The organism is Pseudomonas sp. No.117 (assembly GCF_054558395.1).
Window position 1 is genome coordinate 223,107 of record NZ_BAAJNP010000005.1, and the last position, 16,515, is coordinate 239,621.

Sequence of the window (16,515 nt, forward strand, 5' to 3'; positions counted from 1 at the left end):
CGCATGCATTAGGCCTAACGCCGCGCCGCCAGGCTTTCGTTCAGCCAGGCTTCGAAGCGGCGGGCCGCCAGGCCTGGCAGACGATCGCCGGGCCACAGCAGGTGGTAGCCGCCCTGCCCCTGCACGTATTCCGCGCAGGCCGGCACCAGGCTGCCCGCGCGCAGATGACCATCGATCATGGGGCGCCAGCCCAGCACCACGCCATGGCCGGCCACGGCCAGGTCGACCAGGATGGGATACTGGCTCACCGTCAACCGCTGACGAATCCGAGTTGCGGGATGGCCGAGGCGGGAAAACCATTCCTCCCAGGACAGCCAGCGGCGCTGCCCGTCCTCGATCATCAGCAGGCGCTGGTCGAGCAATGCCGCAGGAGGCAACTGGCGGCCTCCCAGGTAGTCCGGTGCGCAGTAGGCACCGACCCTCTCGGGAAACAGCTGGCGCCCGGCCAGCCCCGAGGGCGGCAGTTCACGCAGGAAGTAGAGCGCCAGATCGAATTCCGGCTTGAGCAGGGTATCGAGGTTATCGAGGACCCGCAGGCGCACGTCGATGGAGGGAAAGGCCTTGATGAACTGGCCGATCAGCGGCCCCAGCCAGAGGGCCGCGACCCCCGACGAGCAAGCCAGCACCAGTTGCTGCTCGCCGCTGTGGTCCATGACCTCGGCAGTGGTTTCCGCCAGCCCCGCCAACAGTTGCTGGACCCGCTCAGCATAGCGTTGCCCGGACACCGTCAGGTGCAGCCGCTTGTGTTCCCGGCGGAACAGCGCGCGACCGAGAAAGGCCTCCAGCTGCGCCACCTGGCGGCTGATGGCGCTTTGCGTGAGATTGAGCTCCAGCGCGGCACGGGTGAAGCTGCCGAGCCGCACCGTCGCCTCGAAGGCGATCAGGTTGGTCAGAGGAGGTAAGGGATCGATACGCATCCGTGGTTTTCGAGGCGCTGGGCTGGAAGGACCAGTCTAGCGCCTCTGGCAAGCGGATTGCGGCCTCAGCGGTGCTCGAACCTGGCCGGCCGCTTTTCGACGAAGGCGGTCATGCCTTCCTTCTGGTCGGCGCTGGCGAACAGCGAGTGGAACACCCGGCGCTCGAAGCGGATGCCCTCGGCCAGGCTGGTCTCGAAGGCGCGGTTGACGCTTTCCTTGAGCAGCAGGGTCGCCGGCAGGGACCGGCTGGCGATGCCGCGGGCGGTCTCCAGGGTACGCTCCAGCAGTTCGGCCGCGGGAAAGACCTGGGCGACTAGGCCGGCGCGTTCGGCCTCCGCGGCGTCCAGCTGCCGTCCGGTTAGGCACAGCTCCATGGCCTTGGCCTTGCCCAGGGCGCGGGTCAGGCGCTGGGTGCCGCCGATGCCGGGGATGACGCCCAGGGTGATCTCCGGCAGGCCGAAGCGCGCCGTGTCTGCGGCGTAGATGAAGTCGCACAGCAGCGCCAGTTCGCAGCCGCCCCCCAGGGCGTAGCCCGCGACGGCGGCGATCAACGGCTTGCGCCGTTCGGCGATGCGGTCGGCGACGCGGAAGTAGTCGTCCAAATAGATCTGCGGATAGCCCTGCCCGGCCATCTCCTTGATGTCGGCGCCTGCGGCGAAGGCCCTGGCCGACCCGGTGAGCACCACGCAACCCACCGCGGGGTCGGCGTCCAGGCGCGCCAGCAGCGCGTCCAGGTCAGCGAGCAGCTGGGCGTTGAGGGCGTTGAGCGCCTTGGGCCGGTTGAGGGTGATGAGGGCGACGCGATCCTGCACGTCCAGCAGCAGGGTCGGTTCGGCAGAAGCTTCGCTCATGGTCTGTTCCTTATCTAGTCATTGAGTTCCAACGCCAGGGCCGTGGCCTCCCCGCCGCCGATGCAGATGGCCGCCACACCCCGGCGCAGACCACGCTGATGCAAGGCATGGATCAAGGTCACCAGGATGCGCGCACCGGAGGCGCCGATGGGATGGCCCAGGGCACAGGCCCCACCGTGCACGTTCAGGCGCTGCGGGTCCAGCCCCAAGGCGTCCTGGGCGGCCAGGGCCACCATGGCGAAGGCCTCGTTGATCTCGAACAGGTCGACATCCGCCAGTTGCCAGTCGATGCGCTCCAGCAGCCTGCGAATGGCACCGATGGGCGCGGTGGGGAAGTCACCCGGTGCGCCGGCATGGGCGGCGTGGCCACGAATGGTCGCCAGCGGGATCAGGCCCTCGCGCGCTGCCGTGCTGGCCCGCATCAACAACAGCGCCGCGGCGCCATCGGAAATCGAGCTGGCGTTGGCCGCCGTCACGCTGCCGCCCTCGCGAAAGGCCGGCTTGAGGGTAGGAATGCGGGCGGGATCGGCGCGCCGAGGTTGCTCGTCGCTGTCGACGCTCAGGGTTTCCTTGCGGCCCGCCACCGCGACCGGGACGATCTCGGCGGCGAAGGCACCACTGGCCTGTGCCTGGCGCGCCCGCTCCAGGGAGCTGAGCGCATAGGCATCCTGGCGCTCGCGGGCTATCCCCAACCGCGCTGCGCAGTCCTCGGCGAAGGCGCCCATCAGCCGACCGGGCTCATAGGCGTCTTCCAGGCCGTCGAGGAACATACTGTCGATCAGGGCGCCATGGCCGAGGCGATAGCCACTGCGCGCCTTCGCCAATAGATAGGGTGCCCGGCTCATGCTCTCCATGCCGCCGGCCAGCACCACCTCGGCGCTGTCGGCACGCAGCAGGTCATGGCCGAGGATGACCGCCTGCATACCGGAGCCGCACATCTTGTTCAGGGTGGTGCAGCGGGTGCTCTGCGCCAGGCCAGCCGCCAAGGCGGCCTGCCGCGCCGGTGCCTGGCCGAGGCCAGCGGGCAGGACGCAACCCAGCAGCACCTCGTCGACCCGTTCCGACGACCAGTTGCCCCGCTCCAGCACCGCGCGGACCACCGCGCTGCCCAGTTGCGGCGCCGCGAGCGCGGCCAGTTCGCCGCCCAGGGCACCCATGGGGGTACGGGCAGCGGCGACGATGACGATCGGATCTTTCATGGCGGATCTCCTAACGGGGCGCCATGCGCAAGGCGCCGTCGAGACGGATCACCTCGCCGTTGAGCATGGGGTTCTCGATGATGTGGCGGACCAGGGCGGCGAATTCCTCGCCCCGCCCAAGCCGTGGCGGAAAAGGCACGTTGGCGGACAGGGCCTCGCGTACCTCGGGGGTCATGCCGGCCATCATGGGCGTCTCGAACACCCCCGGCGCTATGGTCATGACCCGGATGCCCTGCCCGGCCAGTTCGCGCGCCGCCGGCAGCGTGAGGGCAGCGATTCCGCCCTTGGACGCCGCGTAGGCGGCCTGGCCGATCTGGCCATCGAAGGCGGCGATGGACGCGGTATTGACGATCACCCCGCGCTCGCCACCCGTGTCGGCCTCGCCCCGCGCCATGGCCGCCGCCGCCAGGCGCAGGACGTTGAAGCTGCCCACCAGGTTGACGGTGACGATGCGAGCGAAGGCGCCCAGATCATGCGGGCCGTTACGCCCGAGGATGCGGGCACCGCCCACGATACCGGCGCAATTGATCGCCCCCTGCAGGCTGCCCCAACGCTCCAGGATGCCGTCGATGGCGGCGCCCACGGCGTCGGCGTCGGTGATATCCACCGGCAGCGCCAGCGCCTGGGCGCCGAGCCGCGCGGCCTGAGCCGCCACCGCTTCCGCCTGCCGATCCAGCAGCGCGACCCGGGCACCCGCCGCCACCAAGGCCTGGGCAGTGGCGGCGCCGAGACCGGAACCGCCACCGGTGACCAAAAAGGTTCGATCGTCGATACGCATGGCCAGGCTCCCGAGGATGATGCCCGCATCTTCAGCGCTCGGTAGAGGTCGGACAAGGGCCAGAACGCTCAGCCGCCGTGAGCGTTCCGGCCCCCGCTCACCAGGGCAGCGGCTGGCCCTGGTAGTCGAGAAAGACGCAGCCCGGCTGGCCGGCCCGGGCCTCGATGGTCGCCAGGAGACCGCTCACGCTGTCGGCCACCTCCAGGGGCGCCGCGGCGCCACCCAGCTTGGTACGCACCCAGCCGGGGTGCAGCGCCAGTACCGCGCAAGGGGGTTGCCGGCGGGCTACCCAGCTCTGCAGCAGGCTGTTCAGTGCCGCCTTGCTGGCGCCGTAGAGGGGCATCTCGGCGGCCCGCGCCAGGCTGACGCTGCCCATCTGCGAACTCAGGCAGGCTACCACGCCCTTGATCGCCAGCTGGGATGCCAGGGCGTCCAGCACCCGCAGCGGCGCGACGGCGTTGGTCAGGAACAGCTCGCCCAGCTCGACGGCCGTCGCTCGCGCGCTCGCGTCCTCGGCAGGTCCCAGAATGCCGGCATTGACGATCAGCCGATCCAGCGGCTCATCCGGCAGCTCCCCTCGCAGGCGCGTGCCCAGCTCCGGATCACACAGATCCCCAAGCACCACCCGCAGCCGTCCGGCGGCGCCCAAGGCCAAGTGGTCCAGCGCCGCGCTGGGCCTGCGCACCACCGCCAGCACCCGGGCACCCCGCGCCAGATAGCTTTCCACCAGCCCCAGGCCGATGCCGCGCGAGGCGCCGATCACACAGAGATTCATGGCGTTCTCCTCAGTCCACCAGCGCGAGGCGCAGGTGTCTCTTCTTACCCAGACTCACCCGTCGGCCGGCATCCGCCAGCGTCAGCTGGCCGTCGGGATCCACTACCAGCTCTTCGTCCAACCGCAGACCGCCACCTTCCGCCAACCGCCGCACCGCACTGCGCGAGGGCTGCAGTCCACTGTCCACCAGGAGCTCGACGAGACTGACACCCGCCACCAACCGGGCGCGACTCACGGCGAGTTCCGGCAACTGGCCACTGCCGTCGCGTTCGGCGAACACCTCGGCAGCGGCCGCCTCGGCTTCGCGCTGGGCGGCCTCGCCATGGGCCAGCCGGGTCGCTTCGTTGGCCAGTACCGTCTTGGCCAGGTTGATCTCCGCCCCGCCGAGGGCGCCGAGCCGCCGTACCTCGTCCAGCGGCAGCTCGGTGAACAGCGCCAGGAAACGTCCGACGTCGGCATCGTCGCAATTGCGCCAGAATTGCCAGAAATCGAAGGCCGGCAGCCGCTCCTCGTTGAGCCAGACCGCACCCTGGGCCGACTTGCCCATCTTGCGTCCGTCGCGGGTGGCCAGCAGCGGCATGGTCAGGCCATAGAGTTGCGGACCACCCTGGCGGCGCGAAAGCTCCACGCCATTGATGATGTTGGCCCACTGGTCGGCGCCGCCCAGTTGCAGGGTGCAGCCATAGCGCCGCGACAGCTCGACAAAGTCGTAGGCCTGCAGCAGGGTGTAGCCGAACTCCTCGAAGGACAGCGAATGCTCGCGGTCGAGGCGATTCCGGATGGCGTCGAAGGTCAGCAGCCGATTGATGGAAAAGTGTCGGCCGACGGCGCCCAGAAAGTCCAGGTAGCCGAGGCCGTCGAGCCATTCGGCGTTGTCCACCACCTGGGCGCGGCCATGGTGGTCGCCCACTTCCAGGTAGCGATGGAAGGCCTTGGCGATGCCAGCCATGTTCAGGGCGATCTGGCCCTGGGTCAGCACCGGCCGACTGCTGTCGCGAAAGCTCGGGTCGCCGATGCGGGTGGTGGCGCCGCCGATCAGCAGCAGGATGGGATGGCCGGCGCGCTGCAGCCAGCGCATCAGCATCAGGCCCTGCAGGTGGCCGACGTGTAGGCTGTCGGCGGTGGCATCGAAACCGAGATAACCGGTCACCGGGCCGGCGGCGAAGGCGCGCGCGAGGCCGTCACGGTCAGTGGCCTGGTGGACGAAACCGCGGGCTTCGAGGGTGGCGAGCAGGTCTTGGGTGGTGCTGTCCATGGAGTCTCCTGTGGCTGGACGGTGCCAGGGAGACCAGGAGAAGTTGCCTTGACCGAGCCGCCCTAGGCGGTTCGGTCATGCAGCGCACTACCTACCACCCGCGATGAGTCGGGTAGGAATAATAGGCGCTGATGGGGCAGAGGAAGGTTCGCATGAGCGCCACGCTACCGGGTCGCGTCGCGCTTGGCAACCGCACACCACTCGCGCCTTCGCTTCGACCAGACGTCGCGGCTCCCCTGGCAAGCGCTGAACGAACGGCGACAGTGGCGTTCCGACTCCTGTCCCTTGTCAGCAGTATAGAGACGCAGAGATGAATCCACCCGCTCCACCCCACGGGGTCCCTGGCGCCAGCGCGGCGTTTTCAGGTGTACCTGGCCACGGAAAAGCCCTTGCGTGAGAGGATATCACTGATGAAAAGCATCACCCCGGCCAACCTGCTGTTGGTCCTGCTGTGCCTCACGGTGCTGGCCTACGCGACCGATCTGATCGGTTGACGCGCGCCCAGCCGGTCGTCAGGCGCAGTGCTGGAGTTGCCCTTCTGCGCCTCTTGGCCTAGCGTTCAAGCCGTGTCCATCGAAGAGCCCTGTCCATGCCCAGCCATCCTTCCAGCGCCGTCGAAAGCATCGAGCTGCTGGCGTCCCTGGAATCCGTCGCCGCACTCCTGAAGGTCGTCTGTGATGTCAGCGGCCTGAACGTCGCGACCGTCGCCGAGGTCACCGAGCAGCGCTGGGTCGCTTGCGCGGTGGAAGATCGCATCGCCTATGGCCTGCAGCCCGGCGTCGAACTGGATCTCGAATCCACCCTCTGCAACCACGTCCGCTCGTCCCACGATTCGGTGGTGATCAGCGACGTCGAGCAGAACCCCACCTACTGCGACCACCCGGCACCGGGCCTCTATGGCTGGAAGAGCTATCTGTCGGTCCCGGTGTTCCGCCCCAATGGCACCTTCTTCGGCACCCTCTGCGCCTTCGACCGCCACGCCGCGCCCCGGCTGGAGCAACGGGCGATAGTCGATACCCTGGAAGGCTTCGCCCGGCTGCTGGGAGAGTTGATCGCCCGGGAAGAACAGCGCCGCGACGAGACGGCCGGCCCGCGTGGCAGCGTCGACCTGGCGACCCTGCGCGAGCAACTGCTGGTCCTCTTCGAACAGGACTTGCAGCGCCCGTTGCAGGCCCTGGCGACCCAGGCCATCCCCGCCGACGCCCAGGACGCGAAACGCTGGCAGGCCGAGGCACGGCGGCTGGCCCACCGGAGCGCGGCCGCGGCCGACTTCGTTCGCGCGCGCCTGGGGGCGGGCCTGCCGTTGAAAAGAGCGCTGGTGGCCGAGGTGAACGAGCGACTTACCGCCCTGCTCGAGACGCTGCAGGCCGGGTTTCCCGACCGCGCCTTCCAGCACGAACTGCCACCCCTGCCCGCGGCTCTGCGCCTCGACTTGCCACGCCTGCTGCAGGCGCTGCGCGCCGTGCTGGAACAGGCGGCCGCGCAGAGCGCGCCGGGTGGCCGCATCACGCTGCGCGGCCAGTTGGACGAGCGTACCTATCAGCTGGAGGTGGAGAGCAGCGGCCCTGCGCTGGATCCTGCCGCCCTCACCCAGCTATTTCAGCCGGCGCTGACGCCCGCCAAGCCAGGCCAGCCGCCATCTCTCGCTCTCGGGCTCTATCTCGCCCAGGAAGTCGTACGCGGTCACGGGGGTGCCCTGGTCGCACGCAGCGAGGACGGGCGCCAGCGCTTCATCCTCACCCTTCCCACCGCCCTGGATTGATATCTGTGCTGTTACCAAACCCCTTGCTGGTGATCCGTCACGGCGAAACCGACTGGAACGCCAGCGGCCGCCTGCAGGGTCGCCAGGACATCCCACTGAACGCCCGCGGTCGAGCGCAGGGCCAGGCTCTGGGTCTCGCCTTGCGCGAGCGGTATGACATCACCACCTTCGCCTGCCTGAGCAGTCCGCTGCAGCGCGCGAGCGCTACCCTGGAACTGATCCTCGCGCAATGCCCCGGCAGCCCACGCAGCCGGGGTACCGATACGCGGCTGGCGGAGAAGGCCTTCGGCGACTGGGAGGGACTGGACATGCCCACCATCGCCCAACGTTATCCCGAACAGCACGCCCAGCGTCTCCGCGAGCCCTTCACCTTCCGCGTCCCGAATGGCGAAAGCTACGCGGATGCCGCAGAGCGCGTGCGCCCGCTGCTGGAAGGGCTCGAAGGCCCGACCCTGCTGGTCGGCCACGGCGCCCTGATCCGCAGCCTGCTGGTGGCGACCGGCCTCGCCAGCGCCGAGGAAGCCACCCGCCTGGTCATCCACCAGGGTCGCTGGCTGGAACTCACGGCGCAGGGCTACCAGTGGTACAGCGCGGCGGGCTGGGGCGCCGAGCGCTAGCTCAGCCGCCGCGCGAACTGGCTGACCGCGCCCACCACCTGGCGGGCGCCGTCCTGGATCTCGGTGATACGTACACCGGCGTTGCTGGCCAGCTGCAGCCCCTGCTCCGCCTGCTGCCGACTGGCCGCCATGTTGCTGACCGCGGTCTGCGCCAGCTGCTGGTTCTGCTGTACCACCCCGACGATCTCCTCGGTGGCCTTGCTGGTGCGTCCGGCCAGTTGGCGGACCTCGTCCGCCACCACGGCGAAGCCACGCCCCTGCTCGCCGGCCCGGGCGGCCTCGATGGCCGCGTTGAGCGCCAGCAGATTGGTCTGCTCGGCGATGCCGCTGATGGTCTTGACGATGGCACTGATCACCAGCGACTGCTTGCCGAGATCCTCGATGCCGTTGGCGGCGACCTGGATCTCGTCGGCGATGCGAGTCATCACCGCCACCGTGTCCTGCACCACCGCCGCACCCTGGCGGGCGCTTTCATCGGTGGTCTGGGAGATGTCGAAGGCGACACGGGCAGCTTCGGCCACGGCCAGTTCCTGCTCGACCTGCTCGGTGATGACGGTGGCGAACTTGATCACCTTGTAGAGTTCGCCGCGGGTGTCGAGGACCGGGTTGTAGGAGGCCTCCAGCCAGACGGTGCGGCCCTGGCTGTCGATCCGCTTGAAGCGGCCGGCCACGTAGTCACCACGGTTCAATCGCTCCCAGAAGGCACGATAGTCGACGGACTCGGCCTCTTCGCGAGTGCAGAACAGCCGATGGTGCTTGCCGACGAGCTGCGCCAGGGAATAGCCCATGCCCTGCAGGAAGCGCTCGTTGGCGGTGAGTACCTCGCCGGCCAGATTGAATTCGATGACCGCGGTGGATCTCAGCAGCGCATTGATGATGCCCGAATGCTCGGTGGAGGTTTCCACCTGTTCGGTACGGTCGTAGGCGTAGCAGCGGATCTGCCGGACCTGCCCCTGGGCATCGCGGACCGGGGTCCAGATCGCATAGAGCCAGGCCACGCCGCCGGTGCCGCGCAGCAGGCGGTAGATGCCGCTGATCTGGCGCCCCTCGCTGAAACTGCGCTTGAGGTCACGGTAGCAATCCAGGCACTTCACGTAGTCGGGAATGATGTCGTCGAGATTCCGGCCGGCCAGACAGCCAGGCGCGTAACCTAGGCAAAGCGCGAAATTCTCGTTGAAACCCTCGATCCTTCCCTGGGCGTCCAGCAGCAAATGCAACGAATCCTGATGGAAGGCGTTGCTGACCTGCCGGTGTTCGGCCAGCTCGGCTTCGAGTTCGGCAATGCGGCGTTTGAGCGAAGAGTTGAACATGGGATCACCCAGGAAAGTTGTGTCTTTCTCTGGTTCGACGCGCCATGAAATTTCTTGACAAGACCCCGATCAGCGTACCGGCGCACCTCGGGCAGCGGAGCGACAGAGACAGCCTTAACCCGCATCGGGTCTGAGCCTCGGTGGAAAAGCCAAGGCGCTCTAGCCTGCACCTGCCGCTTCGGTAAGACTTCTCTGTCGCTCCCGGATCCCCGCGTCACGGTTGCACAGCCCTACCGTTCAGCGAGGCGACGAACGGCTTGGCTATACCTGGGCCGCAACCGGCTCGGGGTGGGGCTGGCGGGCCTGTCCTTCGAGGCGTCTGGCCAGTCCGGCCAGGTCGATCAGGGTCGCCTGCCGGCTCTTTCCCGGCGTCCCTATTCCCACCCAGCTCTGCGCCCGCTGCGCCGGGACCACTCCGCCGTCGTCCGGCAACTGCCAGCTGCGCGCCAGGGCGTCCTCGCGCAAATCGGTAAAGGTATCTATGGCCTCTACTCGTTGCACCACGAAGCCCAGGCGTTGTCGCTGCCCGGCCACCACGATGACCTGATCCTCAGGGGTGGGCTCTGCCACCGTTTCGCCCGCCAGGGTGCGCAGGCAGACCAGGGTGATCTGCTGGCCTCGTACCTCCATCAGCCCCAGCAGCCGCGGATCCGATTGCCCCAGGCGCAGGTAGCGCGCTGGCAAGGGCAGCACCTCGGCGACCTGTTCCAGCGGTACGGCGAACAGCGGTCCGGCCAGAAAACTCAGGCAGGGTTGGCGGCGCCCCTGCTGGCGCTGCTCGGCCAGCAGATTCCGATTAGTGCGGTAGATACGCGCATAGGCCACCGCCGCCTCCTGGCGCCCCAGCGCCTCGTGGTCGAGGACCACCGCTGCGTCGCCATCGGGTTCGCTGAACACTCCGCGCAGCAGCTCCGGCTGCGCCAGGCCGAACCCCAGCAGCGGAGCGCACTGCGCGGGATCGCGTCGCCACATGCCGAGCAGGCGCTCGAAGCCGAAGGCCACCCGATACTCGCCCTGCGCCCCGGCCGCCAGGACCAGCAGATGCTGACGGCCGCTAGCTGCCGGCGCGGCGAGCCCCAACAGCTCAGACAGCTCCAGCACCGGCAACGTCTGGCCGCGCAGCGCGACATGGAAGCGACAGCTGTCGCTGGCAAAGTCGCTCGGTATGAGCTGGGGTCGATCCACCAGCTCCTGGACCACCGCGGCATCCAGGCACAGGCGGCGGCCGTCACACTCGAACACCAGGTAGAGGCGTTCCCGTTCCCGACCCGGCGTGGCGACCTCGCCCTGGGTCGGCGCGGTCTCGGCGCTGAGTTCGAAGCCCGGCAGCGCGGCCAGCGCCTCCAGGTCGAGGAAATGCACCAGCCGGCCCTTTTCCGGCTGCAGGTGGATGCGCCCCAGCAGCCGTCCGGGGGCGCCCTGGAGCTGGACGATGGCGTCGCGCCCAGGGCTGATGATGTCCACCACCCCATCGATGCTCAGGCCGAAGCGCCCGCCGCCATGGCGAATCACCGCGACCCGGCGCTCGGTGTCGACCGCAGGTACTCCCAGCAGCCGATGTCCGTCGATCAGGGGCAGCGGCCGGCCGCCCAATTCGAAGAGGCCGAGCAGCCAGGGGGCCGCGCTCGGATGCCGTGCCAGGCGCTCCGGCCAGGCCACTACGCGCTCCAAAGCCAGGGCGGCGATGGCGACTTCCAGTTCGCCGATGCGCACGACTCCCTGGTTCAGGGTCACGCTCGCGTCCCCCCAGTGACCGGGGCCAGGGTGGTCGCCGCGTCCAGTTCCTGAATGAGCTGGTTGACGCGCGCCGCGTCGTCGAGCTGCGCGGCGGTCGAGCCGTTGATGGCCTCGATGGATTTCTGGGTCTTGCCGACCCCTTCGGCGATCATGCCGAAGGCTTCCCCGACGCTGCGCGAGATCTCGCTGCCCTGGGCGATGCTCTTCACCGACTCCAGGATCAGCTTGTTGATCTCCTTGGTCGCCTGGGACGACTTCTCGGCCAGCTTGCGTACCTCGTCGGCCACCACCGAGAAGCCCAGGCCGTGCTCGCCGGCGCGGGCGGCCTCGATGGCAGCGTTGAAGGCCAGCATGTTGGTCTGGTTGGCGATATCGCTGATCACCTGGACGATGTCCTGGATGCCGCCAGCGGTGGTACCTATGGTTTCGATGGCCTCCAGCGAGCGATTCAGCGTGAGGGAGCCGCGCTCGGCCTCCTCCAGGGTCCGCCGGGCCATGCGGTTAGCGTCGTCGGTGGTCTCGGCGATCTGGTTGATGGAACGGGTCAGGGCGTGCAGCGAGAGGTTCATCTGCTCGATCTTCTGCCGGACATGCTGCTCCGTTTCCACCTGCCGGGTGATGTCGGTGGCGAACTTGACCACCTTGTGCACCTGCCCATCGGCATCGAAGATGGGGTTGTAGGTGGCCTGGATCCAGATGCGCTGGCCGAACTTGCTCAGCCGCATGAAGCGCCCGCCGAATACCTCGCCCTGGGCCAGGCGCGCCCAGAATTCGCGGTATTCCGCCGAGGACACGTGCTCGGCCTCGCAGAAGATCCGGTGATGCTGGCCGCGAATTTCCTCCAACCGATAGCCGAGGGTGGCCAGGAAGTTGCGGTTGGCCTCGAGGATCTTGCCGGTCAGGTCGAACTCGATCACCGCCTGGCCGCGGTCGACGGCCGCCACCTTGCCGGCGTAGTCGCTGTTGCGGGTCTGGCTTTCGGTGATGTCCACGGCGAACTTCACTACCTTGCACGGCTTGCCGTCGGCGTCGAAGATCGGGTTGTAGGTGGCCTGGATCCAGATTTCCTCGCCACGGCTGTTGAGCCGCTTGTAGACCCCGGCATCGAATTCGCCGCGGCCGAGCTTATCCCAGAACAACCGGTACTCGGCCGAGCGGGCATAGTCGTCGGGACAGAAGATGCGGTGGTGCTTGCCCACCACCTCGTCGGCCTGGTAGCCCAGCGCCAGCAGGAAGTTGCGGTTGGCGGTGAGCACCGTGCCATCGAGGGAGAACTCGACGATAGCCTGGGACCTGTCGATGGCCGCGACCTTGCCTTCGTAGTCGCTGTTGCGCAGCTGGCTCTCGGTCACGTCGCTGGCGAACTTGACCACCTTGTAGGGATGGCCCTCGGCATCGAGGATGGGGTTGTAGGTGGCCTGGATCCACACCTGGCGCCCGTCGCTGGCGCGCCGCTTGTACAGGCCGGTGTCGAAGTCGCCGCGGCCGAGCTTTTCCCAGAACAGGCGATAGGCCGGCGAACGGGCGTAGTCGGGCTCGCAGAAGATCCGGTGATGCTTGCCGCGGACCTCTTCCAGGCTGTAGCCGAGGGCGGACAGGAAGTTCTCGTTGGCATCGAGGATGGTACCGTGCAGATCGAATTCGATCACCGCCTGGGCGCGGTCGATGGCGGCCATCTTGCCCTGGAATTCCGCTGACTGGAGTTGCGCATCGGTCACGTCGGTGGCGAATTTCACCACCTTGTACGGCTTGCCGTCGCTGTCGAGGATGGGGTTGTAGGTGGCCTGGATCCAGATCGGCCGGCCATCGCGCCGGATCCGCTTGTAGACCCCGGAATCGAACTTGCCCTGGCCCAGACGATTCCATAGCAGGGCGTATTCCGGCGAACGGGCGTAGTCGGACGGGCACATCAGGCTGTGGTGACGCCCGCGCACCTCGTCCAACGCATAGCCGGTCATGGCGAGGAAGTTGTCGTTGGCCCAGAGCACGTTGCCCTGCAGATCGAATTCGATCACTGCCTGAGCCCGCTGGATCGCGGCGATCTTGCCCTCGTACTCCACCGCCTGCAGGCGACTCTCGGTGATGTCGGTGGCGAACTTGATGATGCGCTGCGGCTTGCCCTCGGCGTCCAGCAGGGGGTTGTAGGTGGCGCGGATCCAGACCAGGCTGCCGTCCTTGCGCCGCCGCCGATAGACGCCACTGTGGAACTCGCCACGCCCCAAGGCTTGCCAGAACGCCTGGTAGTCCTCGCTTTCCGCTATCGCCGGCGGGCAGAACAGGCGGTGATGCCGGCCCCGGACCTCGTCCAGGCCATAGCCGAAGGTCTCCAGGAAGTTGTCGTTGGCCTGCAGCACATTGCCCTGCAGATCGAATTCGATCACCGCCAGGGAGCGGTCCAGCGCCTGGCGCAGGGCTAGATAGGCGGAGGCTTCATCGACAGCGACAGGCTCGGCGGCGGAGGGAAACATGGGCAGCTCCAGGGGGCGGGGGACTCGTGGCCAAGTTATCGGCAATTGCGATAACAAATTTAGCCACCAGTACCCTGGAACTGTTCAGCATCCGTGAATGCTCAGGCGCCGCCTGATCAGCGGCGCTTTGCCGGGGACGGCCGGCTCAGATCACCAGCTTGGCGCCGATTACCACTAGCATGACGGCGAGGCAGGGTCGCAGAACACCTTCCGGTACCCGGCCGGACAGATGACTGCCCAGGAAGATGCCCGGCAGCGACCCCAGCAGCAGGTAGCCCAGCACGTGCCAATCGAGATTGCCCAGCCCGGCGTGGCCCAGGCCGGCCACCAGGGTCAGGGGTACGGCGTGGGCGATCTCGGTGCCCACCAGGCGACGGGTCGCCAGCAACGGATAGAGCAGGAACAGGGCCACCGTCCCCAGCGCCCCGGCGCCGATGGAGGTCAGGGTCACCATGAAGCCCAGCACCGCGCCAGTCAGCACCGTCAGGGCATTGAGCCGCGCGGAACTGAGATGGAAGCCGTCGCCGGCATGGCGACTGGCGAAGGCGAAGATCTGCCGCTTGAACAGGATCGCCAGGGCGGTCAGCAGCAGCACCGTTCCCAGGGCATGCTTGATCAGGGCATTGGTGGCGTGTTGATCCCCCGGGAGCAGGGCCAGGGCGAGCAACGTCAGGGCGGCGGCAGGCACGCTACCCGCGGCCAGCCAGCCGGTCACCTTCCAGTCGATGTTGCGATTGCGCTGGTGGACGAAGACGCCACCGGCCTTGGTGATGGCGGCGTAAAGCAGGTCGGTGCCGACCGCCGCCGCGGGATTGATCCCGAACCAGAGCAGGATGGGCGTCATCAGCGATCCCCCACCGACGCCGGTCATGCCGACGATGAAACCCACTACCAGCCCCGCGATTACGAAGCCTGTCACCCCTACATCCATTACAGCCCCAATTGCCGTGGTCGGCTCATCTAGCGGCCGCACAGGATAGCGACTCCGTTTATGCCGTCATATATTGAAAGGGTCTTTGCTTATAACCAGAAGCGCTGGGACGCTGACCTCACCGCGCCCGGTGGGCCTCCAGGTAGGCCATGACCTCCTCCTGAGGGTAGCCGGCGCGCCGCGCAAGGCCCTCGATGGCCTCGTGGCAAGCGGGATCGGTGATGGTCGCGGGTATCGCGGCGCCGCAGGGACCGGGCGCCGCCTCGGCGAGAAAGCTCTGCAGATCCTGCTTGTGCTCGTCGGCCGCCGCATGGGTCCCCGTGGTCGGTGCATGGGCGGCCACCGGCGGCGTCGTGGTCGCCACCACGGCAGGCTCGCTGCTGGTCGAATCACTCTTGTGGGTAGTCGCCACGGCCGCCAGCACCAGGACACCGAACCCCACACTCAACAGCAGCAGCTTGCGCGTCGACTTCCCACTCATGATCCATGCTTCCCTTGGTAAACGTGCATTCCCGGCCGCAACCGGCAAAGAATGCCGGGGGTCCGAGTTTTGACCAATCACGTCAGACAATAGTCATCAGGCCTGTGTTCAGTCCAAGGCGCCCGTGCCACACTCGCCTCCATCAGGAGACAGGAGTGGCCCATGCAGCAGAAGGATTTCACCGCCCCTCGAATGCGCCAACTCGCCGCGGATCTCTCGCTCGCCGATCAATTGGCCGCCAGTGGCCAAGGTGATCTCAATGTCGAGCTGAAACGCCGGGTCCGAGAGGATCTCGAACGGGCGCTGCGCGAGGTCGGCCAGCTCAGCGAAGAGCAGACCCTGTGGCTGACCTGGGCGACCAGTTGAGCGCAACGACGGCCGCTGCGGTTCTCGCCGTCGTCGTGCTGTAACCCAGCCTTGGTATCCATGAAGGCATCCCGCTCCAGAGATTCGCCATGAAAACGGATTACGAAATCAGCGACGACATCGCCCAGCTGGTGGGCGGCGCCTTGATGAGCCTGGTACTGCTCGGTAGCGGAGCCATCGGCGGCGCCCTCTTCCTGCTGGCCGAGACGCTCAATTGACCGCCGGGTCCTCCCTCACCCCTCCTGCCCCTCGCTGAACCCAGCAGGCAATCCCTATGGGTGAAAGCCCCAGGATCGCCAGTGACAGGCGCCTTTCACCGCGGACTTGCATTACCGGCAGACCCGGCTACTCTTTGATAGTCGCAATAATGATTAGCGCACACATCGAGAGGCCGAATCATGCGAACCCAACTGACCCGTTCGATCACCCTGTTCGAGCCACCCCGGTCGCAGCCGCTGGCGAAGACCGGTTCGCCGGTGCCACCTTGCCGCCAGAACCCCGGCAGCGACGGCCATCGAGGATCCGCCAGGCAGCTGCTGGGCCTCGCCTTGCTGGGCGCCTGCGCCCTCTTCGCCCCGGTAGTGCGGTGCCTTCACTAGCGCGTCAGCCGTGCCCAGGACGCCGCATTGCGCTGGAACCGACCGGCGCTCGCCTTCTCGCAGGCACAAAAAAACCGGCCTAGGCCGGTTCCTTGCTGTGCAGCTTGATTGGTGCGGACGGAGAGACTCGAACTCTCACACCTTGCGGCGCCAGAACCTAAATCTGGTGTGTCTACCAATTCCACCACGTCCGCGAGACGCTTAAAAGACGAACGCCAGACACGAGGTCTGGCGTTCGCTGAATATGGGGTGGACGATGGGAATCGAACCCACGACACCAGGAGCCACAATCCTGTGCTCTACCAACTGAGCTACGCCCACCATATCTTGCTTGCTTGCCGTCGCCGAACCGCCAATGGCGCGCCCGGCAGGACTCGAACCTGCGACCATCCGCTTAGAAGGCGGATGCTCTATCCAGCTGAGCTACGGGCGCCTTTCGGCAGCTGCCCTGGCAGAGACGTCCTTGGTG

General features: G+C 67.4%; 16 protein-coding genes, 3 tRNA genes and 1 pseudogene. 5 read left to right on the forward strand and 15 right to left on the reverse strand.

The genetic code is table 11. The annotated features are described in order from the left end of the window. Window positions 1-14 precede the first annotated feature (14 nt). The 6 genes from ACYJP6_RS13790 to tyrS all read right to left on the reverse strand — a co-directional run bounded on the left by ACYJP6_RS13790 (window position 15) and on the right by tyrS (window position 5,775). The gene (locus tag ACYJP6_RS13790; protein WP_459475570.1) at window positions 15-917 is read right to left on the reverse strand and encodes a LysR substrate-binding domain-containing protein; all 903 of its coding nucleotides are present in this window, start codon (window positions 915-917) and stop codon (window positions 15-17) included. A gap of 65 nt (window positions 918-982) precedes the next feature. Next, a complete protein-coding gene (locus ACYJP6_RS13795; protein ID WP_459475571.1) occupies window positions 983-1,768 on the reverse strand; it encodes an enoyl-CoA hydratase in 786 nt (261 codons plus the stop codon). A gap of 14 nt (window positions 1,769-1,782) precedes the next feature. After that, on the reverse strand, window positions 1,783-2,967 hold the full coding sequence (locus tag ACYJP6_RS13800) for an acetyl-CoA C-acyltransferase (RefSeq protein ID WP_459475572.1): 1,185 nt from the start codon (window positions 2,965-2,967) through the stop codon (window positions 1,783-1,785). 10 nt (window positions 2,968-2,977) lie between these two features. Next, window positions 2,978-3,745, reverse strand: coding sequence for an SDR family NAD(P)-dependent oxidoreductase (locus ACYJP6_RS13805; protein ID WP_459475573.1), 768 nt, complete (start codon window positions 3,743-3,745; stop codon window positions 2,978-2,980). 97 nt (window positions 3,746-3,842) lie between these two features. Further along, on the reverse strand, window positions 3,843-4,520 hold the full coding sequence (locus tag ACYJP6_RS13810) for an SDR family NAD(P)-dependent oxidoreductase (RefSeq protein ID WP_459475574.1): 678 nt from the start codon (window positions 4,518-4,520) through the stop codon (window positions 3,843-3,845). A 10-nt stretch (window positions 4,521-4,530) separates the two neighbouring features. Next, on the reverse strand, window positions 4,531-5,775 hold the full coding sequence (gene tyrS / locus ACYJP6_RS13815; protein ID WP_459475576.1) for a tyrosine--tRNA ligase: 1,245 nt from the start codon (window positions 5,773-5,775) through the stop codon (window positions 4,531-4,533). A gap of 589 nt (window positions 5,776-6,364) precedes the next feature. Here tyrS and ACYJP6_RS13820 point away from each other — a divergent pair. Together ACYJP6_RS13820 and ACYJP6_RS13825 are read left to right on the forward strand one after the other, a co-directional pair. Further along, the gene (locus ACYJP6_RS13820; RefSeq protein WP_459475577.1) at window positions 6,365-7,537 is read left to right on the forward strand and encodes a GAF domain-containing sensor histidine kinase; all 1,173 of its coding nucleotides are present in this window, start codon (window positions 6,365-6,367) and stop codon (window positions 7,535-7,537) included. 5 nt (window positions 7,538-7,542) lie between these two features. Beyond that, complete coding sequence (locus tag ACYJP6_RS13825; protein WP_459475578.1) at window positions 7,543-8,154, forward strand: histidine phosphatase family protein; 612 nt, start codon at window positions 7,543-7,545, stop codon at window positions 8,152-8,154. Here the strand turns inward: ACYJP6_RS13825 and ACYJP6_RS13830 are convergent. From ACYJP6_RS13830 to ACYJP6_RS13855, 6 genes and pseudogenes are all read right to left on the reverse strand, one after another. Next, the gene (locus ACYJP6_RS13830; RefSeq protein WP_459475824.1) at window positions 8,151-8,675 is read right to left on the reverse strand and encodes a methyl-accepting chemotaxis protein; all 525 of its coding nucleotides are present in this window, start codon (window positions 8,673-8,675) and stop codon (window positions 8,151-8,153) included. The genes ACYJP6_RS13825 and ACYJP6_RS13830 overlap by 4 nt on opposite strands. A gap of 18 nt (window positions 8,676-8,693) precedes the next feature. After that, window positions 8,694-9,464: pseudogene (locus ACYJP6_RS13835) on the reverse strand (PAS domain-containing protein); the annotation flags it as partial. A 261-nt stretch (window positions 9,465-9,725) separates the two neighbouring features. Then, window positions 9,726-11,198 carry a chemotaxis protein CheW gene (locus tag ACYJP6_RS13840; RefSeq protein ID WP_459475580.1) on the reverse strand — a complete coding sequence of 491 codons (1,473 nt, stop codon included), beginning with the start codon at window positions 11,196-11,198 and terminating at the stop codon, window positions 9,726-9,728. Beyond that, on the reverse strand, window positions 11,195-13,669 hold the full coding sequence (locus ACYJP6_RS13845) for a methyl-accepting chemotaxis protein (RefSeq protein ID WP_459475581.1): 2,475 nt from the start codon (window positions 13,667-13,669) through the stop codon (window positions 11,195-11,197). The genes ACYJP6_RS13840 and ACYJP6_RS13845 overlap by 4 nt, the downstream gene beginning before the upstream one ends. A gap of 145 nt (window positions 13,670-13,814) precedes the next feature. Beyond that, window positions 13,815-14,600: a sulfite exporter TauE/SafE family protein gene (locus tag ACYJP6_RS13850; RefSeq protein ID WP_459475582.1), complete on the reverse strand. Its 786-nt coding sequence runs from the start codon at window positions 14,598-14,600 to the stop codon at window positions 13,815-13,817. A 118-nt stretch (window positions 14,601-14,718) separates the two neighbouring features. After that, a complete protein-coding gene (locus ACYJP6_RS13855) occupies window positions 14,719-15,081 on the reverse strand; it encodes a hypothetical protein (protein ID WP_459475583.1) in 363 nt (120 codons plus the stop codon). 162 nt (window positions 15,082-15,243) lie between these two features. Here ACYJP6_RS13855 and ACYJP6_RS13860 point away from each other — a divergent pair, with 162 nt between their 5' ends. From ACYJP6_RS13860 to ACYJP6_RS13870, 3 genes are all read left to right on the forward strand, one after another. After that, window positions 15,244-15,447, forward strand: a complete 204-nt coding sequence (locus tag ACYJP6_RS13860) for a hypothetical protein (protein WP_459475584.1) — start codon at window positions 15,244-15,246, stop codon at window positions 15,445-15,447. Between the two features lie 89 nt (window positions 15,448-15,536). Beyond that, entirely contained in the window at window positions 15,537-15,665 is a 129-nt protein-coding gene (locus tag ACYJP6_RS13865; RefSeq protein WP_459475585.1) for a hypothetical protein, read from the forward strand. 180 nt (window positions 15,666-15,845) lie between these two features. Then, window positions 15,846-16,046: a hypothetical protein gene (locus ACYJP6_RS13870; RefSeq protein WP_459475586.1), complete on the forward strand. Its 201-nt coding sequence runs from the start codon at window positions 15,846-15,848 to the stop codon at window positions 16,044-16,046. 109 nt (window positions 16,047-16,155) lie between these two features. Here ACYJP6_RS13870 and ACYJP6_RS13875 read toward each other — a convergent pair. The 3 genes from ACYJP6_RS13875 to ACYJP6_RS13885 form a co-directional block, all read right to left on the reverse strand. After that, window positions 16,156-16,240 (reverse strand) — tRNA-Leu (locus ACYJP6_RS13875). 51 nt (window positions 16,241-16,291) lie between these two features. Further along, window positions 16,292-16,367, reverse strand: a tRNA-His gene (locus ACYJP6_RS13880). A gap of 35 nt (window positions 16,368-16,402) precedes the next feature. Further along, window positions 16,403-16,479 (reverse strand) — tRNA-Arg (locus tag ACYJP6_RS13885). Between the last annotated feature and the right edge of the window lie 36 nt (window positions 16,480-16,515).